General features: G+C 60.5%; 10 protein-coding genes and 5 pseudogenes. 8 read left to right on the plus strand and 7 right to left on the minus strand.

What is annotated here, in order from left to right; all coding sequences use genetic code 11:
• Window positions 1–134 precede the first annotated feature (134 nt).
• The 7 genes and pseudogenes from ABID59_RS10680 to ABID59_RS10710 form a co-directional block, all read right to left on the minus strand.
• On the minus strand, window positions 135–1,910 hold the full coding sequence (locus tag ABID59_RS10680) for an arylsulfatase (protein ID WP_354083362.1): 1,776 nt from the start codon (window positions 1,908–1,910) through the stop codon (window positions 135–137).
• Window positions 1,907–2,899, minus strand: a complete 993-nt coding sequence (locus ABID59_RS10685) for a formylglycine-generating enzyme family protein (RefSeq protein WP_354083363.1) — start codon at window positions 2,897–2,899, stop codon at window positions 1,907–1,909. Before ABID59_RS10685 ends, ABID59_RS10680 begins: the two co-directional genes overlap by 4 nt.
• Before the next feature lie 98 nt (window positions 2,900–2,997).
• Window positions 2,998–3,954 (minus strand): AraC family transcriptional regulator, encoded by a 957-nt coding sequence (locus tag ABID59_RS10690; protein WP_354083364.1) that lies wholly within the window; start codon window positions 3,952–3,954, stop codon window positions 2,998–3,000.
• 613 nt (window positions 3,955–4,567) lie between these two features.
• Complete coding sequence (locus tag ABID59_RS10695) at window positions 4,568–4,813, minus strand: DUF3302 domain-containing protein (RefSeq protein WP_354083365.1); 246 nt, start codon at window positions 4,811–4,813, stop codon at window positions 4,568–4,570.
• Between the two features lie 218 nt (window positions 4,814–5,031).
• The gene (locus tag ABID59_RS10700) at window positions 5,032–7,464 is read right to left on the minus strand and encodes an arylsulfatase (RefSeq protein ID WP_354083607.1); all 2,433 of its coding nucleotides are present in this window, start codon (window positions 7,462–7,464) and stop codon (window positions 5,032–5,034) included.
• A gap of 355 nt (window positions 7,465–7,819) precedes the next feature.
• Window positions 7,820–8,137: pseudogene (locus ABID59_RS10705) on the minus strand (transposase); the annotation flags it as partial.
• Between the two features lies 1 nt (window position 8,138).
• Window positions 8,139–8,793: pseudogene (locus ABID59_RS10710) on the minus strand (type VI secretion protein); the annotation flags it as partial.
• Window positions 8,794–9,055: 262 nt separating this feature from the next.
• On the opposite strand from ABID59_RS10710, the pseudogene tnpA (ABID59_RS37420) reads away from it, so the two are divergent.
• The 8 genes and pseudogenes from tnpA (ABID59_RS37420) to tnpC (ABID59_RS10740) form a co-directional block, all read left to right on the plus strand.
• Window positions 9,056–9,211 (plus strand): annotated as a pseudogene (gene tnpA, locus ABID59_RS37420) (IS66 family insertion sequence element accessory protein TnpA); the annotation flags it as partial.
• 105 nt (window positions 9,212–9,316) lie between these two features.
• A complete protein-coding gene (gene tnpA / locus ABID59_RS10715) occupies window positions 9,317–9,952 on the plus strand; it encodes an IS66-like element accessory protein TnpA (protein ID WP_354083366.1) in 636 nt (211 codons plus the stop codon).
• Window positions 9,949–10,302 (plus strand): IS66 family insertion sequence element accessory protein TnpB, encoded by a 354-nt coding sequence (gene tnpB, locus ABID59_RS10720; protein ID WP_354083367.1) that lies wholly within the window; start codon window positions 9,949–9,951, stop codon window positions 10,300–10,302. Before tnpA (ABID59_RS10715) ends, tnpB (ABID59_RS10720) begins: the two co-directional genes overlap by 4 nt.
• Window positions 10,303–10,371: 69 nt before the next feature.
• Window positions 10,372–11,901 carry an IS66 family transposase gene (gene tnpC / locus ABID59_RS10725; protein ID WP_354083368.1) on the plus strand — a complete coding sequence of 510 codons (1,530 nt, stop codon included), beginning with the start codon at window positions 10,372–10,374 and terminating at the stop codon, window positions 11,899–11,901.
• A 174-nt stretch (window positions 11,902–12,075) separates the two neighbouring features.
• Window positions 12,076–12,390: pseudogene (gene tnpA / locus ABID59_RS37425) on the plus strand (IS66 family insertion sequence element accessory protein TnpA); the annotation flags it as partial.
• 209 nt (window positions 12,391–12,599) lie between these two features.
• Complete coding sequence (locus ABID59_RS10730) at window positions 12,600–12,902, plus strand: transposase (protein WP_354083369.1); 303 nt, start codon at window positions 12,600–12,602, stop codon at window positions 12,900–12,902.
• A 50-nt stretch (window positions 12,903–12,952) separates the two neighbouring features.
• A pseudogene (gene tnpB / locus ABID59_RS10735) lies at window positions 12,953–13,239 on the plus strand (IS66 family insertion sequence element accessory protein TnpB).
• 69 nt (window positions 13,240–13,308) lie between these two features.
• Window positions 13,309–14,838: an IS66 family transposase gene (tnpC, locus tag ABID59_RS10740; RefSeq protein ID WP_354083370.1), complete on the plus strand. Its 1,530-nt coding sequence runs from the start codon at window positions 13,309–13,311 to the stop codon at window positions 14,836–14,838.
• Window positions 14,839–14,939: the final 101 nt, after the last annotated feature.

Consider the following 14,939-nt stretch of genomic DNA (forward strand, 5'->3'; position numbering starts at 1 on the left):
CGGAAAACGACCACTTGCTACATTTCATGGCCCAGCCCCTTTAGGTTAAAAAACACGGCGAACTGTGTAGCGGCGAGCCACAGTGACTGACCCGCCGCTGTCGCCATAGGACCGACTCCCGGTCAGGAAGCTTCTCACTCGCCCTGGTGGCCCTTGATCTTTTCCTCAACCTCCCTTTTTACGGCCTCGAGGTTGAAGCTCGCAGGCGCTTGCATTGGAGGAAATTCGATAGCCGTTTGCGCCAATCTGCCGACCTCCTGTTGAACAACGACGAACCGCCAGAATTCGCGGCCCATGAAATCGTTCATGTAGCCTCCGCCTGCGTTGTTCAGGCTTTCTCCGCGGGTTATCGGCGTCCGCTCAAAGGGGTCCTGTCGGATGTTGATGATGGTCGGCATGTCCGTGGTGTCCTTTTCGCCAGGCCACCCGTATGGCTGCTGGAAGAACTGAAACTTGAAGTCATCGTAGCGAAGGGCACCGAGATGGGGACCGGCGAAATAGAAGATCTCATGGCGAGCGGTGGGCCCCTTGCCCGTCAGAAGATCCATCTGGTTGTAACCATCGAGGTGATTCTTGTAGGTGCGGCCTTCCAAGCTCACGCCCTTGAGAAGTTGCTCGGTAATGTTCGGGTTTCCGGCGGCAGCGGTTAGTGTCGGGAGCCAATCGAGCCCTGAGAAGAGGCCGTTTTCGACCGAGCCCGGTTTGATGCGGCCCGGCCAGCGAATGATGGCCGGTACGCGGAAGCCGCCTTCATAGCTGGTCCCTTTGGTGGCCTTGAACGGGGTCATGCCACCATCCGGCCAGGTGAACACCTCGGCACCGTTGTCCGTCGTGAAGATGACGATGGTGTTGTTGGTCTCGCCGATGTCATCGATATGTTTGAGCAGGGCGCCGACGCTGTCGTCGAGTTGGGCCATGCCGGCTTCCTCAAGACCGTAGTTCGTGTCGTGATTCTGCATCGCGCTGTACTTCTTCTGCAGGAAGGTCCAGACGTGCATGCGCGTCGTGTTGTGCCAGACGAAGAAAGGTTTGCCGTCGCGCTTGGCCTTATCCATGAAGTCGCTGGACGTCTTGACCAACACTTCGTCGAAGGTGGTCATATCGTACTTCGCCTTCAGGAACGGCAGATCGTGCATATTCGGCACGTTCAACATATCGGGAAATGGTGGTAGCGGGCCCTCGTCGACGATCCTTTGCTTGCCGATCCTGCCCCAGCGCGGCATCTCGGTCGGATCGTCCTTGTCCGCCGCGTAACTGTGGATCAGGCTGCGCGGACCGTACTTGTTGTAATAGTCCTGGCTGGTCGGGAACGAGTACCAGTACGGATCAGACATCGCGTCGAGGTGGTATAGATAGCCGAAGAATTCGTCGAACCCGTGCACCGTCGGCAGATATTTATTGAGATCGCCGAGGTGGTTCTTGCCGAACTGTCCCGTTGCATAGCCGAGCGATTTGAGCACGGTGGCAATTGTCACGGCTTGGTCGGGTAAGCCAACATCGGCACCAGCCTGACCGACAGTCGTCAATCCCGTGCGGATCGGCAACTCGCCCGTTATAAAGTTAGCGCGCCCCGCCGTGCAGCTGGCTTCGGCGTAATAGTCGGTGAACATCATTCCTTCAGACGCCAGCTTGTCGAGGTTTGGCGTCTTGCCGGACATCATTCCGCGATGGTAGGCGCCGATGTTGAACCAGCCGACATCGTCTCCCATGATGACGAGGATGTTGGGTCGTTGCGCGGCCGGCGCCGGTGCTGGCTGTTGCGCTTGCGCGGTGCTTGTCAGCCCGACGGCCGAGAGTGCTGAAGCGGCAACGAGAGAGCTACCACTTAACAGCAAATCACGGCGTTTCAACCCAGCGCCGGTTGGCGCCGTGCCGATCTCAGGCTTTTCCGAGATCCTATCATTACTCATGACGTGCTCCTCCTCCTGCTGACGCACCTGAAGCCGACATGGCTTGTCGAGGTGTCGATCGGCTCGGCATGGCGCGCGGCCGGGCGATAGCGGCGGCAATAGTTGGGCGCGCAGAGGTGCGAGCCGCCTTTAAGCACCTTGCGCGGAATCCTGATGTTTGGCTGACACACGTCGTAGCTCGCGGCCTCCGGTCCGCCGCGCGGATTTTCCGGAATGCAACACGCCTTTGGTGCATCGGCTTCGTGCTTCTGCGAATACCAATCGGCCGTCCATTCCCAGACATTGCCGATCATGTCGTGCAGGCCGTAGCCATTAGCAGGGAATGCGGTAACCGGCGACGTGCGCTCGAATCCGTCTGCGCAAAGGTTCTGGCGTGGAAATTCGCCCTGCCAAGTATTGGCCATGTGCTTGCCGCTGGGCGTAAACTCGTCACCCCAGGCGAACTCCGCGCCATCGAGCCCGCCGCGCGCAGCGAATTCCCACTCGGCCTCGGTCGGCAATTGCTTCCCGGCCCATGTCGCAAAGGCTTCGGCGTCCTGGTAAGCGACGTGAACGACCGGGTGATCGTCGAGCCCGTTAATATCGCTGTTCGGCCCGTAGGGGTGGCGCCAGTCCGCGCCCTTGAGGAAGGTCCACCATTCACTCCAGTTGCGCAGATCGACCGGCCGCGCCGGTGGAGAGAAGACGAGCGATCCGGCATAGAGCATGTGCGGTAGCGCGCCCGGATAGTCTCTCGGATCGGGCGGAATTTCGGCAAAGGTGACATAGCCGGTCGAATTGACGAACTCGCAGAATTGGCGATTGGTGACCGGCGTACTATCCATCCAGAACGGATCCACGGTGACGCGGTGGACTGGCGCTTCCTCCGGATAATGCCGATCCGAACCCATGCCAAAGGTGCCACCCGGCACATACAGCATTTCCTCACCTGCTGGATGATCGAACGATTGGCCGTAGTCAGACGAAGATTGCGTTACCGCGAGATTCATCACGATCTCCGGACCACTCATCAATAAATCTGCATTGATTGATGAATCACACCCTTGAAGGGCAGTGCACTATGCGATTTCGGCACAAATGGTTTTCATCAAGTGTTTTTGATCAGGGTGCGCCGCAGCGTGGACGAAGGCATTTCCCCGAAGATGGCGCGGTAGGTCACGGCGAAGCGCCCCGGCTCCAGGAATTGATGCTCTCGGGCAACCTCTGCGACGCTCCCCGTTGCAGGGTCGGCGCGCCGCAAGGCCGAGCGCGCCATGTTCAATCGTCGCAGCAAAAGGTACCGGGTAGGACTCATGCCCAAGAATTCGGTGCAGCACAATCGCAAGGTTCGTTCCGGCACACCCACCGCCGAGCAAAGCGCGAGCATGTTCGACTGTCGTCCACTATGCGCGGCCAATGCATCCTCGAACCGTACCATGTTCTCGGCGTGACGCAGCTGCGTTTTTCGATTGCCGTTGGCACCGTCGGCCGTCAGGCAATTGACAAGCGCATGCAGTAATTCCTGCTCGAGTGCCCGCGCGACTTCCGGATTCGCTATCAGTTCATGTCTCTTTTCGGCCAGACGACAGGCCTTTGAATGTAGCCGTAGCAAGCGCGTTGCGGCACTCCGCGACGGTCGCAGCGCTCGCCCGGCAGGCGGCGAAGTTATCTTCCGTCCAATCAGGGCCGTACCGCAGGCCGCGAGCTGCTCGGGCGGCAACGATATGAGGCCCCACTGGCTTTCGCCATTGGCCCGCTGATGCATTCGCTCGCCGCGGCTGTGGAACACGACGTCACCGAACTGCACTCCAAGTCCGCCATATGTTAAGGGTGGACTCTCGCTCGATGGAAAGGAAATAAACACCCGCGCCGGCGAGAACGAGATAAAGGCAATGCGTGGCAGATTTTCAGAAGCACGAAGCACGCGCAAACGGCGCAAGTTCAACCACGTCAAGCACGCATTGAACTCTCCGCCGCCGGTGACGATGAAATTCACACTCGCGTCTCGAATACCGGCTTGGTAGTCGTCCGGATTGGCAAACCTGGCGGTGCCGTTCTCCACCATCCGCTCCATCTCATTGGACGGCCGACGCCATTGGAACCGCAATAGCTAACAGGCAGGATCGGGCACCGGCTCCGACTTCGCTATGCGACTCCGGCAGCTGGCGAACAATTTCGGTTCCGAATTCCCACTTTGTTGGACGGGGAACGGGATGGGCCGCGCCGCACCATCGCAATTGCCAGTGATTTCGCGCCATCCATTCTGCGCTGCTTGGCGCAGCGCGAATGTAGATTTTACTTGGTTGAAATCACGGCGCGCTATCCGCCATCAGTCCCCACCATACTCTCCTGGCCAGAAGTGCCTGCCTGAGATGCTGGACAGCCGAACTGTGAAGCCTCCGCTCCGCCTGAACCGAGCCAATGCGACGTGCGGCTACGGTTGGCTGGCCGGGCCGATAAGCGGTGTGCGCACCGGTTTCGCCATGCCGTAAAACACCACTACGCCTTGACCCGCACCGAGCGTCGAGAGTGCCTCTGGGTATCCGGGGAACACTGCTTTCAGTCCTGCCAATTGTTGGTGATACAAACATCTCCGGCTGGACCGATGCCTACATCGACCTGGTACTGCATTCCCCCGCCCACGTAGCCGCCCGGTGGTGAGATCGCGTCACCCGTCTTCACTCCAGGCGGACAGTTTTCCGTTTGGAAACCACCCATATGAATGCCACGGGCCACAGCAATCCCGCAGTCGCGATCCCGACCCAGCTCATGGCGTTGATCGCGCCGGCCTGCGGATGATTCCATTTGTGCGCGAGCTGACCTGGAAGTTTGCCCAGGTTGACCACGACGATGATGGCAACAAAGATCAGAACAGCGAACACGACAAACGCGAACGCATCCAACGCGCCGAATGAAGAATCCACCGCCAGCACTCCATCTAAAGCTGCGCGTTCTTATTTCGCGCAGGTTCCCGCAGCTCAGTCAATTCCATCTGGGGGTGAACCCTTTTGCCTGGCAAATTAATTCGCCCCCCGCGAGAACTGACATTCGCCGGCCATCGCGCGCGGGCCATTGCGGCATGTCCGTTTCGGCCAAAGGCGACATCCACCGCACCCGATGCGCCGGTCATCGCCGATGTTTCTCAATCCCTCGCTCTTTCAAGTGCGTGACGCATCGCCTTCTGCTCGTCGCTCGAGACCTGCGTCGGTCCGAGGTTGAAGGTCAGCTTGTCGATGCTCCCAGTGAACTGGAACGGCAGTTTGTAGCTGTCGTCCACCCCGGTGCGGCTGTCGAGGCCGACATCGAAGGACTCGTCGATCGCCATCAGGAACGCGATCGAGTGCGGGATCGACTGGCGGGAAACCTCCTTACCGTCCGCCGAGAGCACGCCGGTGCCGCCTTTGCCGAAGCCGGGTCCGTCATATTTGAAATCGAACACGATGGTGTGCTTGCCGGGCTTGAGCGCAGAGCCCAACCAGTCGCGCGCCCCCACGCCGGCTTCCCAGCGGTAGCGTTTCAGATCAAGCATGTTGTAGACGAAGACCGGCTTGCCTTTCAGCAGATAGAGGCCATAGCCGCTGAAGCGGCCGCCGAGCGTTGCGATCATCCCCTCAGCCCCGCCCTGCGGGACCGTTATTTCGGCGGTGATCTTGTAGTCCTTATTCATTATGCTGGGCGCGTTCTCGGCGGGAATACCGGGATTAATGCCGGTATAGGTGAAAACAGTTCGCCCGGCAGTCGCACTCGGCCGGGACGTGACGAGCCGCGGCAGGACGGAATTGTCCAGCGGTAAGACCTGGTATTTGGCCGCTTCGCTCAGGAACAGCTTCTGCAGCTCCTTCAGCTTGTCGGGATTGCTGGCCGCGAGGTCGTTGGCCTGGGAGAAGTCTTCGGCGATGTTGTAAAGCTCCCATTTGTACTCGCTTATTTCGGGCAGTTTGGCCGTTCCGAGCAGCCAGGGAGGCGCTGGCGGCGTCGTACATGCATACCAGCCATCGTGATAGATGCCGCGGTTGGCGAACATCTCGAAATACTGCGTATCGCGCTTAGACGGCGCGTTGGCGTTGGCCTGGTCAAACGTATAGGCCATGCTGACGCCCTCGATGGGCTTTTGCGCTATTCCACTCACCGTCGCGGGCGCCGGGATGCCCGTGGCCTCCAGGATCGTCGGCACGATGTCGATGATGTGGTGGAATTGGCTGCGGATGCCGCCGACGTCCTTGATGTGGCCGGGCCATGACATGACCATGCCTTGCCGGGTGCCGCCGAAGTGCGACGCCACCTGCTTGGTCCACTTGAATGGCGTATCGAAGGCCCACGACCACGCCACTGACATGTGCGGGTAGGTTTTATCGGAACCCCAATTCTCATAGTGCAGCATCAGCTCGGCTTCGGGAAGTTTTAGGACGCCGTTGTAGGCCGTCATTTGGTTCGGGGTGCCCTCCAGCGTGCCTTCGGCGCTGGTGCCGTTGTCGCCGCTGATATAGATGATCAGCGTATTGTCGAGTTTGCCCATGTCCCTAACCGACTGCACGACGCGGCCGATCTCATAGTCGGTGTAGGCCGCGTAAGCGGCAAACACCTCCGCCTCCCGCGCATAGAGTTTCTTTTGCACGAATGAAAGCGAGTCCCACTTCGGCAGGGTATCTGGCCATAGGGTGAGCTGGGTGTTCGCCGGAACGACCCCGAGCCGCTTCTGGTTAGCGAAGATCTGCTCGCGCAGCTTCTCCCAGCCCATGTCGAACTTGCCCTTGAACTTGTCGATCCATTCCTTCTTCGGCTGGTGCGGTGAATGGGTGCCACCCGGCACGTAATAGACGAAGAAAGGCTTTTCCGGCGCGGCCGCGTTCAGACTGTTCATGTACCTGATGGCGTCGTCCGCCATATCGGTAATGAGGTTATAGCCGGGCTTGCCAATCCACGGAGAAACCTGCGTCGTGTTGCGGAAGAGATACGGCGTCCACTGGTCGGTCTCGCCGCCCATAAATCCATAGAAATATTGAAATCCCATGCCGACCGGCCATTGATCGAAGGGGCCCGCGGAGCTGTACAGGTAGCTCGGGGTGTTGTGGTTCTTGCCAAACCAGGAGGTGGCATATCCGTTGTCGCGGAGAATGGTCCCGATCGTCGCACTCTCGGGACCAATGATGGAGTCATAGCCCGGATAGCCCGTGGACATTTCGCCGATGACGCCAAATCCGACCGAATGGTGGTTCCGGCCGGTGATCAGTGCGGCCCGTGTGGGCGAGCAAAGTGCGGTGGAGTGAAACTGGGTATAGCGCAACCCCGTCTCGGCGAGGCGATCCATGGTCGGAGTCGGAATAACACCACCAAAGGTGCCGGATACGCCGTAACCCTGGTCGTCGGTCATGATCAGCAGCACGTTTGGTGCACCTTTGGGGGGCACGACGGAAGGTGGCCAGTACGCCTCGGAATCCTTGGCATCTTCCTTGATCACGCCGCCGAATTTTGGAGGCTGGGGCGGTAGCTGCTTGCCATCAATTGTCGTCGTAGCGGCGGGCGTACCGGGCGCGCCTGTGATCTGCTGGGCCAATGCGCCCGATGCGACAGACATGTAGAGAAGGATGCTGGATGATGATAGCAGGCGCTTAACGTTGGCCATGATCTCTCCTGCAGTCGCGGGGAAGGCTTTACCAAGCCGTTCCTTCGAGACAAGCCTCGGGGTTCGTCAGGATGGCGGTGGTTGTTTAGCCTTGGCTATGCAATTTCGGCCGACCTGATAAAAAATCGCCGCGTTCTAAGAGCTAATTTCCGTTTTGGGTCTTGGTTGTGTGGAAACGGGTAGCTCAGAGGCGGCCGTGGTCGACGATCGTTCCAGGCCGCCAGTGTTTTCGCGTTGGAACGTCTAAGTAGCCGGCCAAGGTGGTTATAGACGCGCGGCGTCGCCTTTGGACGCACTTTCCCCGCTGTTAAGTGGCGCGGATGGCTGCAATCAGGCCCGGTTTGCCGACGATGTTCATCGCCCTTGTGAGGTTATAGGCGAGAACATGCAGCGCCATCTCAGCGGCGACATTCCCTAGGCGCTTCATCAGGAAGTGTGTCGCACCCATACGGGCTTTGATCGTGCCGAAGGGATGCTGGACCGTCTCGCGCCGCGTCCGCATGGCATCGGGATTGGAATCGAGCCGTCTCTGGACCTCCTCGACCACATGCTCATGCTCCCAGCGCGTGATGCGGCGTTCCTTTGACGGCGTGCATTGGCTCTTGATCGCGCAGCCTTGGCACGCTGCTGTGAGCGCAGGCCCCGGCTGATGTAATCCCGGGAGATCACGAGATCGGCCCCATCCTTATCGACGCCCCGAACGAGAAGTTGGACGTGAGGGTTGTCCGTGTTCCAGTGATCGACGGCCACCCAGTCGAGCCGCGTGCCAAGATCAGCCTCCATCTGCCTGGCGAGATCTCGGCTGAAAGCTTTGAGGTCGGTCATGTCGCCGGCATCCTCTGGTGAGACGATGAACCTGAAATGATGCCGGTCGTCCTTGCACCGCTCTACAAAGGCCGCGCTATCGGCGCGGTCGCAGCCCTCATCGAACATCTCGGCTCTCTCACCGCTTCGAGTCACGCCGTCGCGCTTCAGATATGAAAGGTGGGCGGTCAGGGGGGCTGAACAGAAGGCTCGCCCTTTGTGCCGAACCACGCGCGCCTTCATCACAACGCGCCGTGTCGGGCTGAACAATCTGGCGCGCCTGAAACCGAGTCTGCCGCGGCCAAAGGTCGAGCGCCCGTAGACCGCAGAGCGCCTACCAACCGCAGAGAGACTCGAGGTGTGCCCGGCTTTTTTCGCGGCGCGCAGCACCTGGTTGATGAAGCTCTTGGGCTTCGGCGCGCGGGTGTTGCGGATGCGCCCGGGCCGAATACGCAGATCGTTGTCGCCCGCGGTCACAGCCGGACCTCCAAACGGGTGAAGGCGCGTACAGTGCCGAAAGCATCCTTGATCTCATTGTTTAAAATCCAAGGCGCGGCACGCGCCCCGACCGACCGGCACGCCCGAACCCAAGCCATGCCAATGGCTTGCGGTTCGACCGGCGAGCCCCTTTTATCTCGCCTTCCTAATCGGGCGGGCGTAAGCGTCCGGTTTCTGCACATCTTCCTCCTCGTGCGATGTCGTTCCATTTCGGGTTCTCTGCTGCTGTGGAGATTCTCCGGTGGGACCGAAACACTTCCAGAACAAAGCGCGACGTGAATGGTGGTCGCTGCACATCGAGGCATGGCGCCGAAGCGATCTCGGAATCCGTAATTATTGCCTTCAGCAACGCCTCACCGAGAACACGTTTCGGCGCTGGCTGAAGCGGCTCGCCGGCGACGCGACTGCGCTTAAGCTCGAGAAATATCAGACGGAATTGCGTCGCGAGCGCTGCCGGGACGAACGCGAAAAGGCGCTGCGAAAGCAGAAGCAGCGCAGGTTCATGGTCACCGCGGACGTCCGCAATCGGGCCTCTCAGGCGTTCTGGGCAATGCATGTGGAGGCGATGAATTGGAGCGGAATGGGCCTGCGCGCCTACGCCGCCGCAATGCAGCTGTCGCCGCATTCGTTGCGCAAATGGCGTGACCGACTGGACGCCGGCGAACTCGCAATCGACTGGCGCGCGCATCTTCACCCCTCCGCTCGCCCGGCCGTTAGCACTAGTGCTAGGAACTCGGCCCCCGAACGTCGCTTGACAGCCGCGGAAATCGGCGATCCGACGGCGCCTCGAGCACCCGTTCGGCGCTTCTTCAGCGATGAGGAGAAGCTCGCGATCGCGAAGGAAACCGAGCAGCCGGGCGCCAAGGTCTCTGCCGTTGCGCGCAAGCACGGGATCGTCACCGGGCTGCTGTTCCGCTGGCGTTCGCAATTTGGCATCGCGCAAAAGACGCGCTCGAAGCTCGCCCGAGTGGTGATCACCGACGACTCTCCAGCAGCGCATGTTCTGCGCGATCTCGTGCGTCCGCCGGAGGGCATGATGGTCGTTGGTCTCGCCGATGGAAGTCGCATCTTCGCTCCGGCCGGAATCGATCCGGATGCCGTGCGAGCACAGATCGAAAGCGGAGAAATGGCGCCATGATGTTGGTTCCAGCAGGCGTGAAAGTGCACCTGGCGCTCGGTTACACCGACATGCGGAAAGGCATGGACGGGCTCGCGATGCTGGTTCAGGACGTGCTGAAGAAGGACCCGTTCTCCGGTCATCTCTTTGCCTTCCGAGGCAAAAAGGCATCGGTGCTGAAGGTCCTGTTCTGGGACGGCAACGGGCTCTGCCTGTTCACCAAACGCATCGACCAGGGCGGCTTCGTGTGGCCGGTGATGGCAGGCTACGACGGTTCGATCACACTCACACCGGCGCAGCTCGCGATGCTGATCGAAGGCATCGATTGGCGCGCGCCAGAGCGTGTTTGGAAGCCTGCAATTGCAGGCTGATCCGCAAAAACAAGTGCTGAACTGAGTTGTGATTCTTCTTCGAATCAGCGTGTTCGAGTACCATTTGACATGCGGTTCGATCTCAACAATCTGCCTGCCGATCCAGAGCTTTTGCGGTGTCTGGTGCGCGACATCGCCACCACCATCGACCACCGCGACAGTGAGATCGAGCGCCTCAAATCGATCATCAAACAGCTGCAACGAATGCAGTTCGGACGCCGCTCCGAGCGCATCGATCCCGACCAGCTGGCGCTGGGATTGGAAGATGTCGACGGCGACATTGCGCGCATCGAGGAAGAGCACCCAACCGGCTCCTCGGAGGCCGCGGCAACGCAGCCGCGACGCAGAGCTTTGCCAGACCACCTGCCGCGTGAAGACGTTCTGCTCGACGTCCAAGGCGACGTTTGCAGCTGCTGTGGAAGCGCTCTTCACCTGGTCGGCGAGAGCGTCAGTGAGATGTTGGACTGGGTGCCAGCTCAGCTCCGTGTCATCCGAACCACCCGTCCTAAATACGCTTGCCGATCCTGCAACAAGGTGATGCAGGTGGCCGCGCCGGAACGAGTGATAGCCGGTGGCCTGGCAACACCGGCGCTGCTCGCGCACGTACTGATCAGTAAATATTGCGATCACACTCCGCTCTATCGGCAGTCGCAGATCTTTGCTCGCCACGACGTCGATCTCTCCCGCTCGACACTCGCGAGCTGGGTCGGCGGCGCCTGCTGGTGGCTCGAAGCATTGCACGAACGGCTGTGCAAAAACGTGTTCGCCTCCGACCATCTGTTTGCAGATGACACGCCGGTCCCGGTGCTCGATCCCGGTCGAGGTCGTACCAAAACTGGACGGCTCTGGGTCTACGCCCGTGAGCAGCGGCCGTGGGCTGGACCTGAGCCTCCGGCTGCAGTCTATCTGTTCGAGCCGGATCGCAAGGCCGTGCGCCCAGCCACACATCTGGCGAACTTCAAAGGCATCCTGCACGTCGACGGCTACGCCGGCTTTGAGCAGCTCGGCGACAGAGACGGCGTTGTTCTCGCTGCCTGCTGGAGCCACTCGCGGCGCAAATTTTATGAGGTTGCCGAGGCCACCGATTCGCCTGTGGCAACAGAAGCTTTGCGTCGGATCGGCGAACTCTACGCGATCGAAGCGCGTGTTCGCGGACAATCGTCCGCTCACCGGCTTGCTGAGCGCAGATCGTTCTCGAAGCCGATTGTTGAGGCTCTGCATGCATGGCTCGAGTTGCAGCTTCCGCTCGTCTCCGGCCGCAGCACCCTTGCTGAAGCAACCCGCTATATGCTCTCGCGCTGGCATGGACTGACGCGCTTCCTTCATGATGGCCGCATTGAGCTCGACACCAACCCGGTTGAACGCGCGATCCGGCCCGTTGCTCTTGGCAGGAAAAACCATCTGTTCGCCGGTAGCGATGGCGGCGGGCATCGTTGGGCAATCGCCTGTTCCCTGATCACGACGTGCAAGCTCAATGACGTCGAACCCTACGCCTACCTGCGTGACGTGCTGCAGCGAATGGTCGACGGACACCCCGTCAACCGCCTCGACGAACTGCTGCCCTGGAGCTGGAAACCAGTCGATCATGTCAAGACCTGACCTCACGTGCACCGGCCGGACGCTTACGGGCGGGCAAAGTCAACGTAAGCGTCCGAATCCTGCACGACTTTCCGAAAGTGCGTTGTCGTTCCATATCGGGTTCCTTGCTGCATTGGAGGATCTCCGGTGGGTACGGAATATTTCAAGAACGAAGCGCGCCGTTCTTTTTGGTCGGTGCACGTTGAAGCGTGGCGACGGAGCGGTCTCAGCAAACGCAAATATTGTCGTCAGCATCGTCTCTCCGGCGGCACATTCGATCGCTGGCTGCGACATCTGATTGACGCCGAAGCTCTGAAAACACGTGCGGAATTGCGTCGAGAGGAACGTCGGGAGCGGCTCCGCAAAAAGCGGAGTCCGGTGTCGACGGACCAGCGCTGCAGAGCCGTGCAAGCGTTCTGGGCGATGCACGTCGAAGCGATGAGATGGTGCGGAATGAACATGCAAGCGTATGCTAGGGCACATGGCATCTCGCAGCACAGCCTGAGGCGGTGGCGCGATCTGATCGACGCCAATGAAGCGGAAATCGACTGGCGGACCCATCTTCATCCGAGTGCCCGCCCCCTGGTAAGCACTAGTGCTAGCAGCGCTGCTAAAGAGTCCGTCGCGGGAACGCGCTTGACAGATGCACCGACAGCGGATCCGCCGAGCGATGGACGTGCCAATCGACGTTGCTTCAGTGACGAGGAAAAGCGGCGATCGTGCACGAGTCCGAGCACCCCGGCGCCAGTTCCGCCGAGGTTTGCCGGCGCCACGGCATCGTCAGCAGCATGCTGTTCCGATGGCGGGTACCGTTTGGGTTTGGCAAACGAGCACGGGCGAAGTTGGTGGCTGTGAAAGTTACCGGAGCGCAATCGGGAACGCTCGTCCTGAACGATCTGTTGCAGCCGCCCGACGGCATGGCGGTTGTCCAATTGGACGATGGGCGACGTGTCTTTGCACCGATGGGCAGCGATCCAGATGCAGTCCGTCGACACGTCATCGAGCAGGAGACGGCGCGATGATGATCGTGCCGACCGGGGTGAAGGTGCATCTGGCCTTGGGATATACCGACATGCGCAAGGGCCTGGATGGGCTGGCTACGCTGGTTCAGGAACACCTCAAGAAGGATCCGTTCTCCGGCCATCTGTTTGCCTTCCGCGGCAGGAATGCGAGCAGACTGAAGATCCTGTTCTGCTCTGCTTGTTCACCAAGCGCATCGATCAAGGTGGCTTCATCTGGCCCAGAATGAGCGAACCAGGTGGCACCGTGACGCTGTCTCCAGCGCAACTTGCGATGCTGATCGAAGGCATCGATTGGCGCACACCCGAGCGTCGATGGCGCCCCGCGATCGCGGGCTGACTCGCAGAAACCCGCATAGAATAAAGCGAAGTTGCTTCTTCGAATCGGCATGTTCGAGTAGAATCGGACATGCAGCTCGATCTCAACAATCTGCCGTCGGACACGACACTTCTGCAAAGCTTGGTGCGCGACATCGCCACGACAATTGAGCATCGAGACAGCGAGATCGAGCGTCTTCAGGCAATCATCAAGCAGCTTCAGCGCGCGCAGTTCGGACGTCGCTCCGAACGCCTTGATCCCGACCAGCTCGCGCTCACCCTGGAAGATATCGACAGCGATATCGGCAGCACTCAGGAAAGCCGGCCGGCCATTGTAACGGAGCCGCCCGAGGCACCATCGCGGCGCAAGGCGCTTCCCGATCACCTGCCGCGCGAGGACATTCTGCTTGACGTCGATGGTGAGGCTTACAGCTGCTGCGGTGGCGCGCTGCATGCGATCGGCGAGAGCGTCAGCGAGATGCTGGACTGGGTACCGGCGCAGCTTCGCGTGGTACGCATCACGCGCCCTAAATACGGCTGCCGAGCCTGCGGTAAGGTTGCCCAGGTACCTGCGCCGGAGCGGCCGATCGCCGGTGGATTGGCGACTCCAACCCTGCTCGCCCACGTGCTGGTCAGCAAGTATTGCGATCACATGCCGCTCTATCGGCAGTCGCAAATCTTCGCCCGGCACGGCGTCGATCTCGGCCGCTCGACGCTGGCCGGATGGGTCGGCGGCGCATGCTGGTGGTTGGAAGTTCTGCACGAGCGATTGTGCAAGAACGTGTTTGCCTCCAACCATCTGTTCGCCGACGACACGCCGATCCCGATCCTCGATCCGGGAAGAGGACGCACCAAGACCGGACGCCTGTGGGTCTACGCCCGCGAGCAGCGGCCCTGGAGCGGACCTGAACCGCCAGCGGCGGTCTATTTGTTCGCACCCGACCGAAAGGCCGAACGTCCGGTATCTCACCTGGTGGGCTTCAAAGGTGTCCTGCATGTCGACGGCTATGCGGGCGTCGAGCAGCTGACCAGCAACGGCGACGTCATGCTCGCGGCATGTTGGGCCCATACAAGACGCAAGTTCTACGAGGTTGCCGAGGCCACCGGTTCGCCCATAGCGACGGAAGCGTTGCGCCGGATCGGCGAACTCTATGCCATTGAAGCTCGCGTCCGTGGGCAGTCGTCCGCACATCGGCTCGCTGAGCGGCGCTCCTTCTCCAAGCCGGTCGCGCAGGCCCTCCATACCTGGTTCGAGGTGCAGCTCGCTCGCGTGCCCGGCAGCAGCACGCTTGCCGAGGCGATCCGTTACGCGCTCTCGCGGTGGGACGGCCTGACACGCTTCCTGCAGGATGGCCGTATTGAACTCGACACCAACCCGGTGGAGCGCGCGATTAGGCCGGTAGCGCTCGGCCGCAAGAACCACCTCTTCGCCGGCAGTGATGGCGGCGGACATCGTTGGGCAGTCACCTGCTCTCTCATCGAGACCTGCAAGCTCAACGACGTCGAACCCTATGCCTATCTGCGTGACGTGCTGCAGCGGATGGTCAAGGGACAACCAGTCAATCGTCTCGATGAACTGCTGCCGTGGAACTGGAGCTCCGCAGGGCCTGCCACAGCCTGAGCAAAGCCAGACTCTAGCCAAGCGGCGAACATGAGACCGCGGGCAATTGCAATAGTCGTCCTTTGTAGTGATACTACTTGACGGTCCATAATTGCGATGTG

The sequence above is a fragment of the Bradyrhizobium sp. S3.3.6 genome, assembly GCF_040546905.1.
Classification (GTDB): domain Bacteria; phylum Pseudomonadota; class Alphaproteobacteria; order Rhizobiales; family Xanthobacteraceae; genus Bradyrhizobium; species Bradyrhizobium cytisi.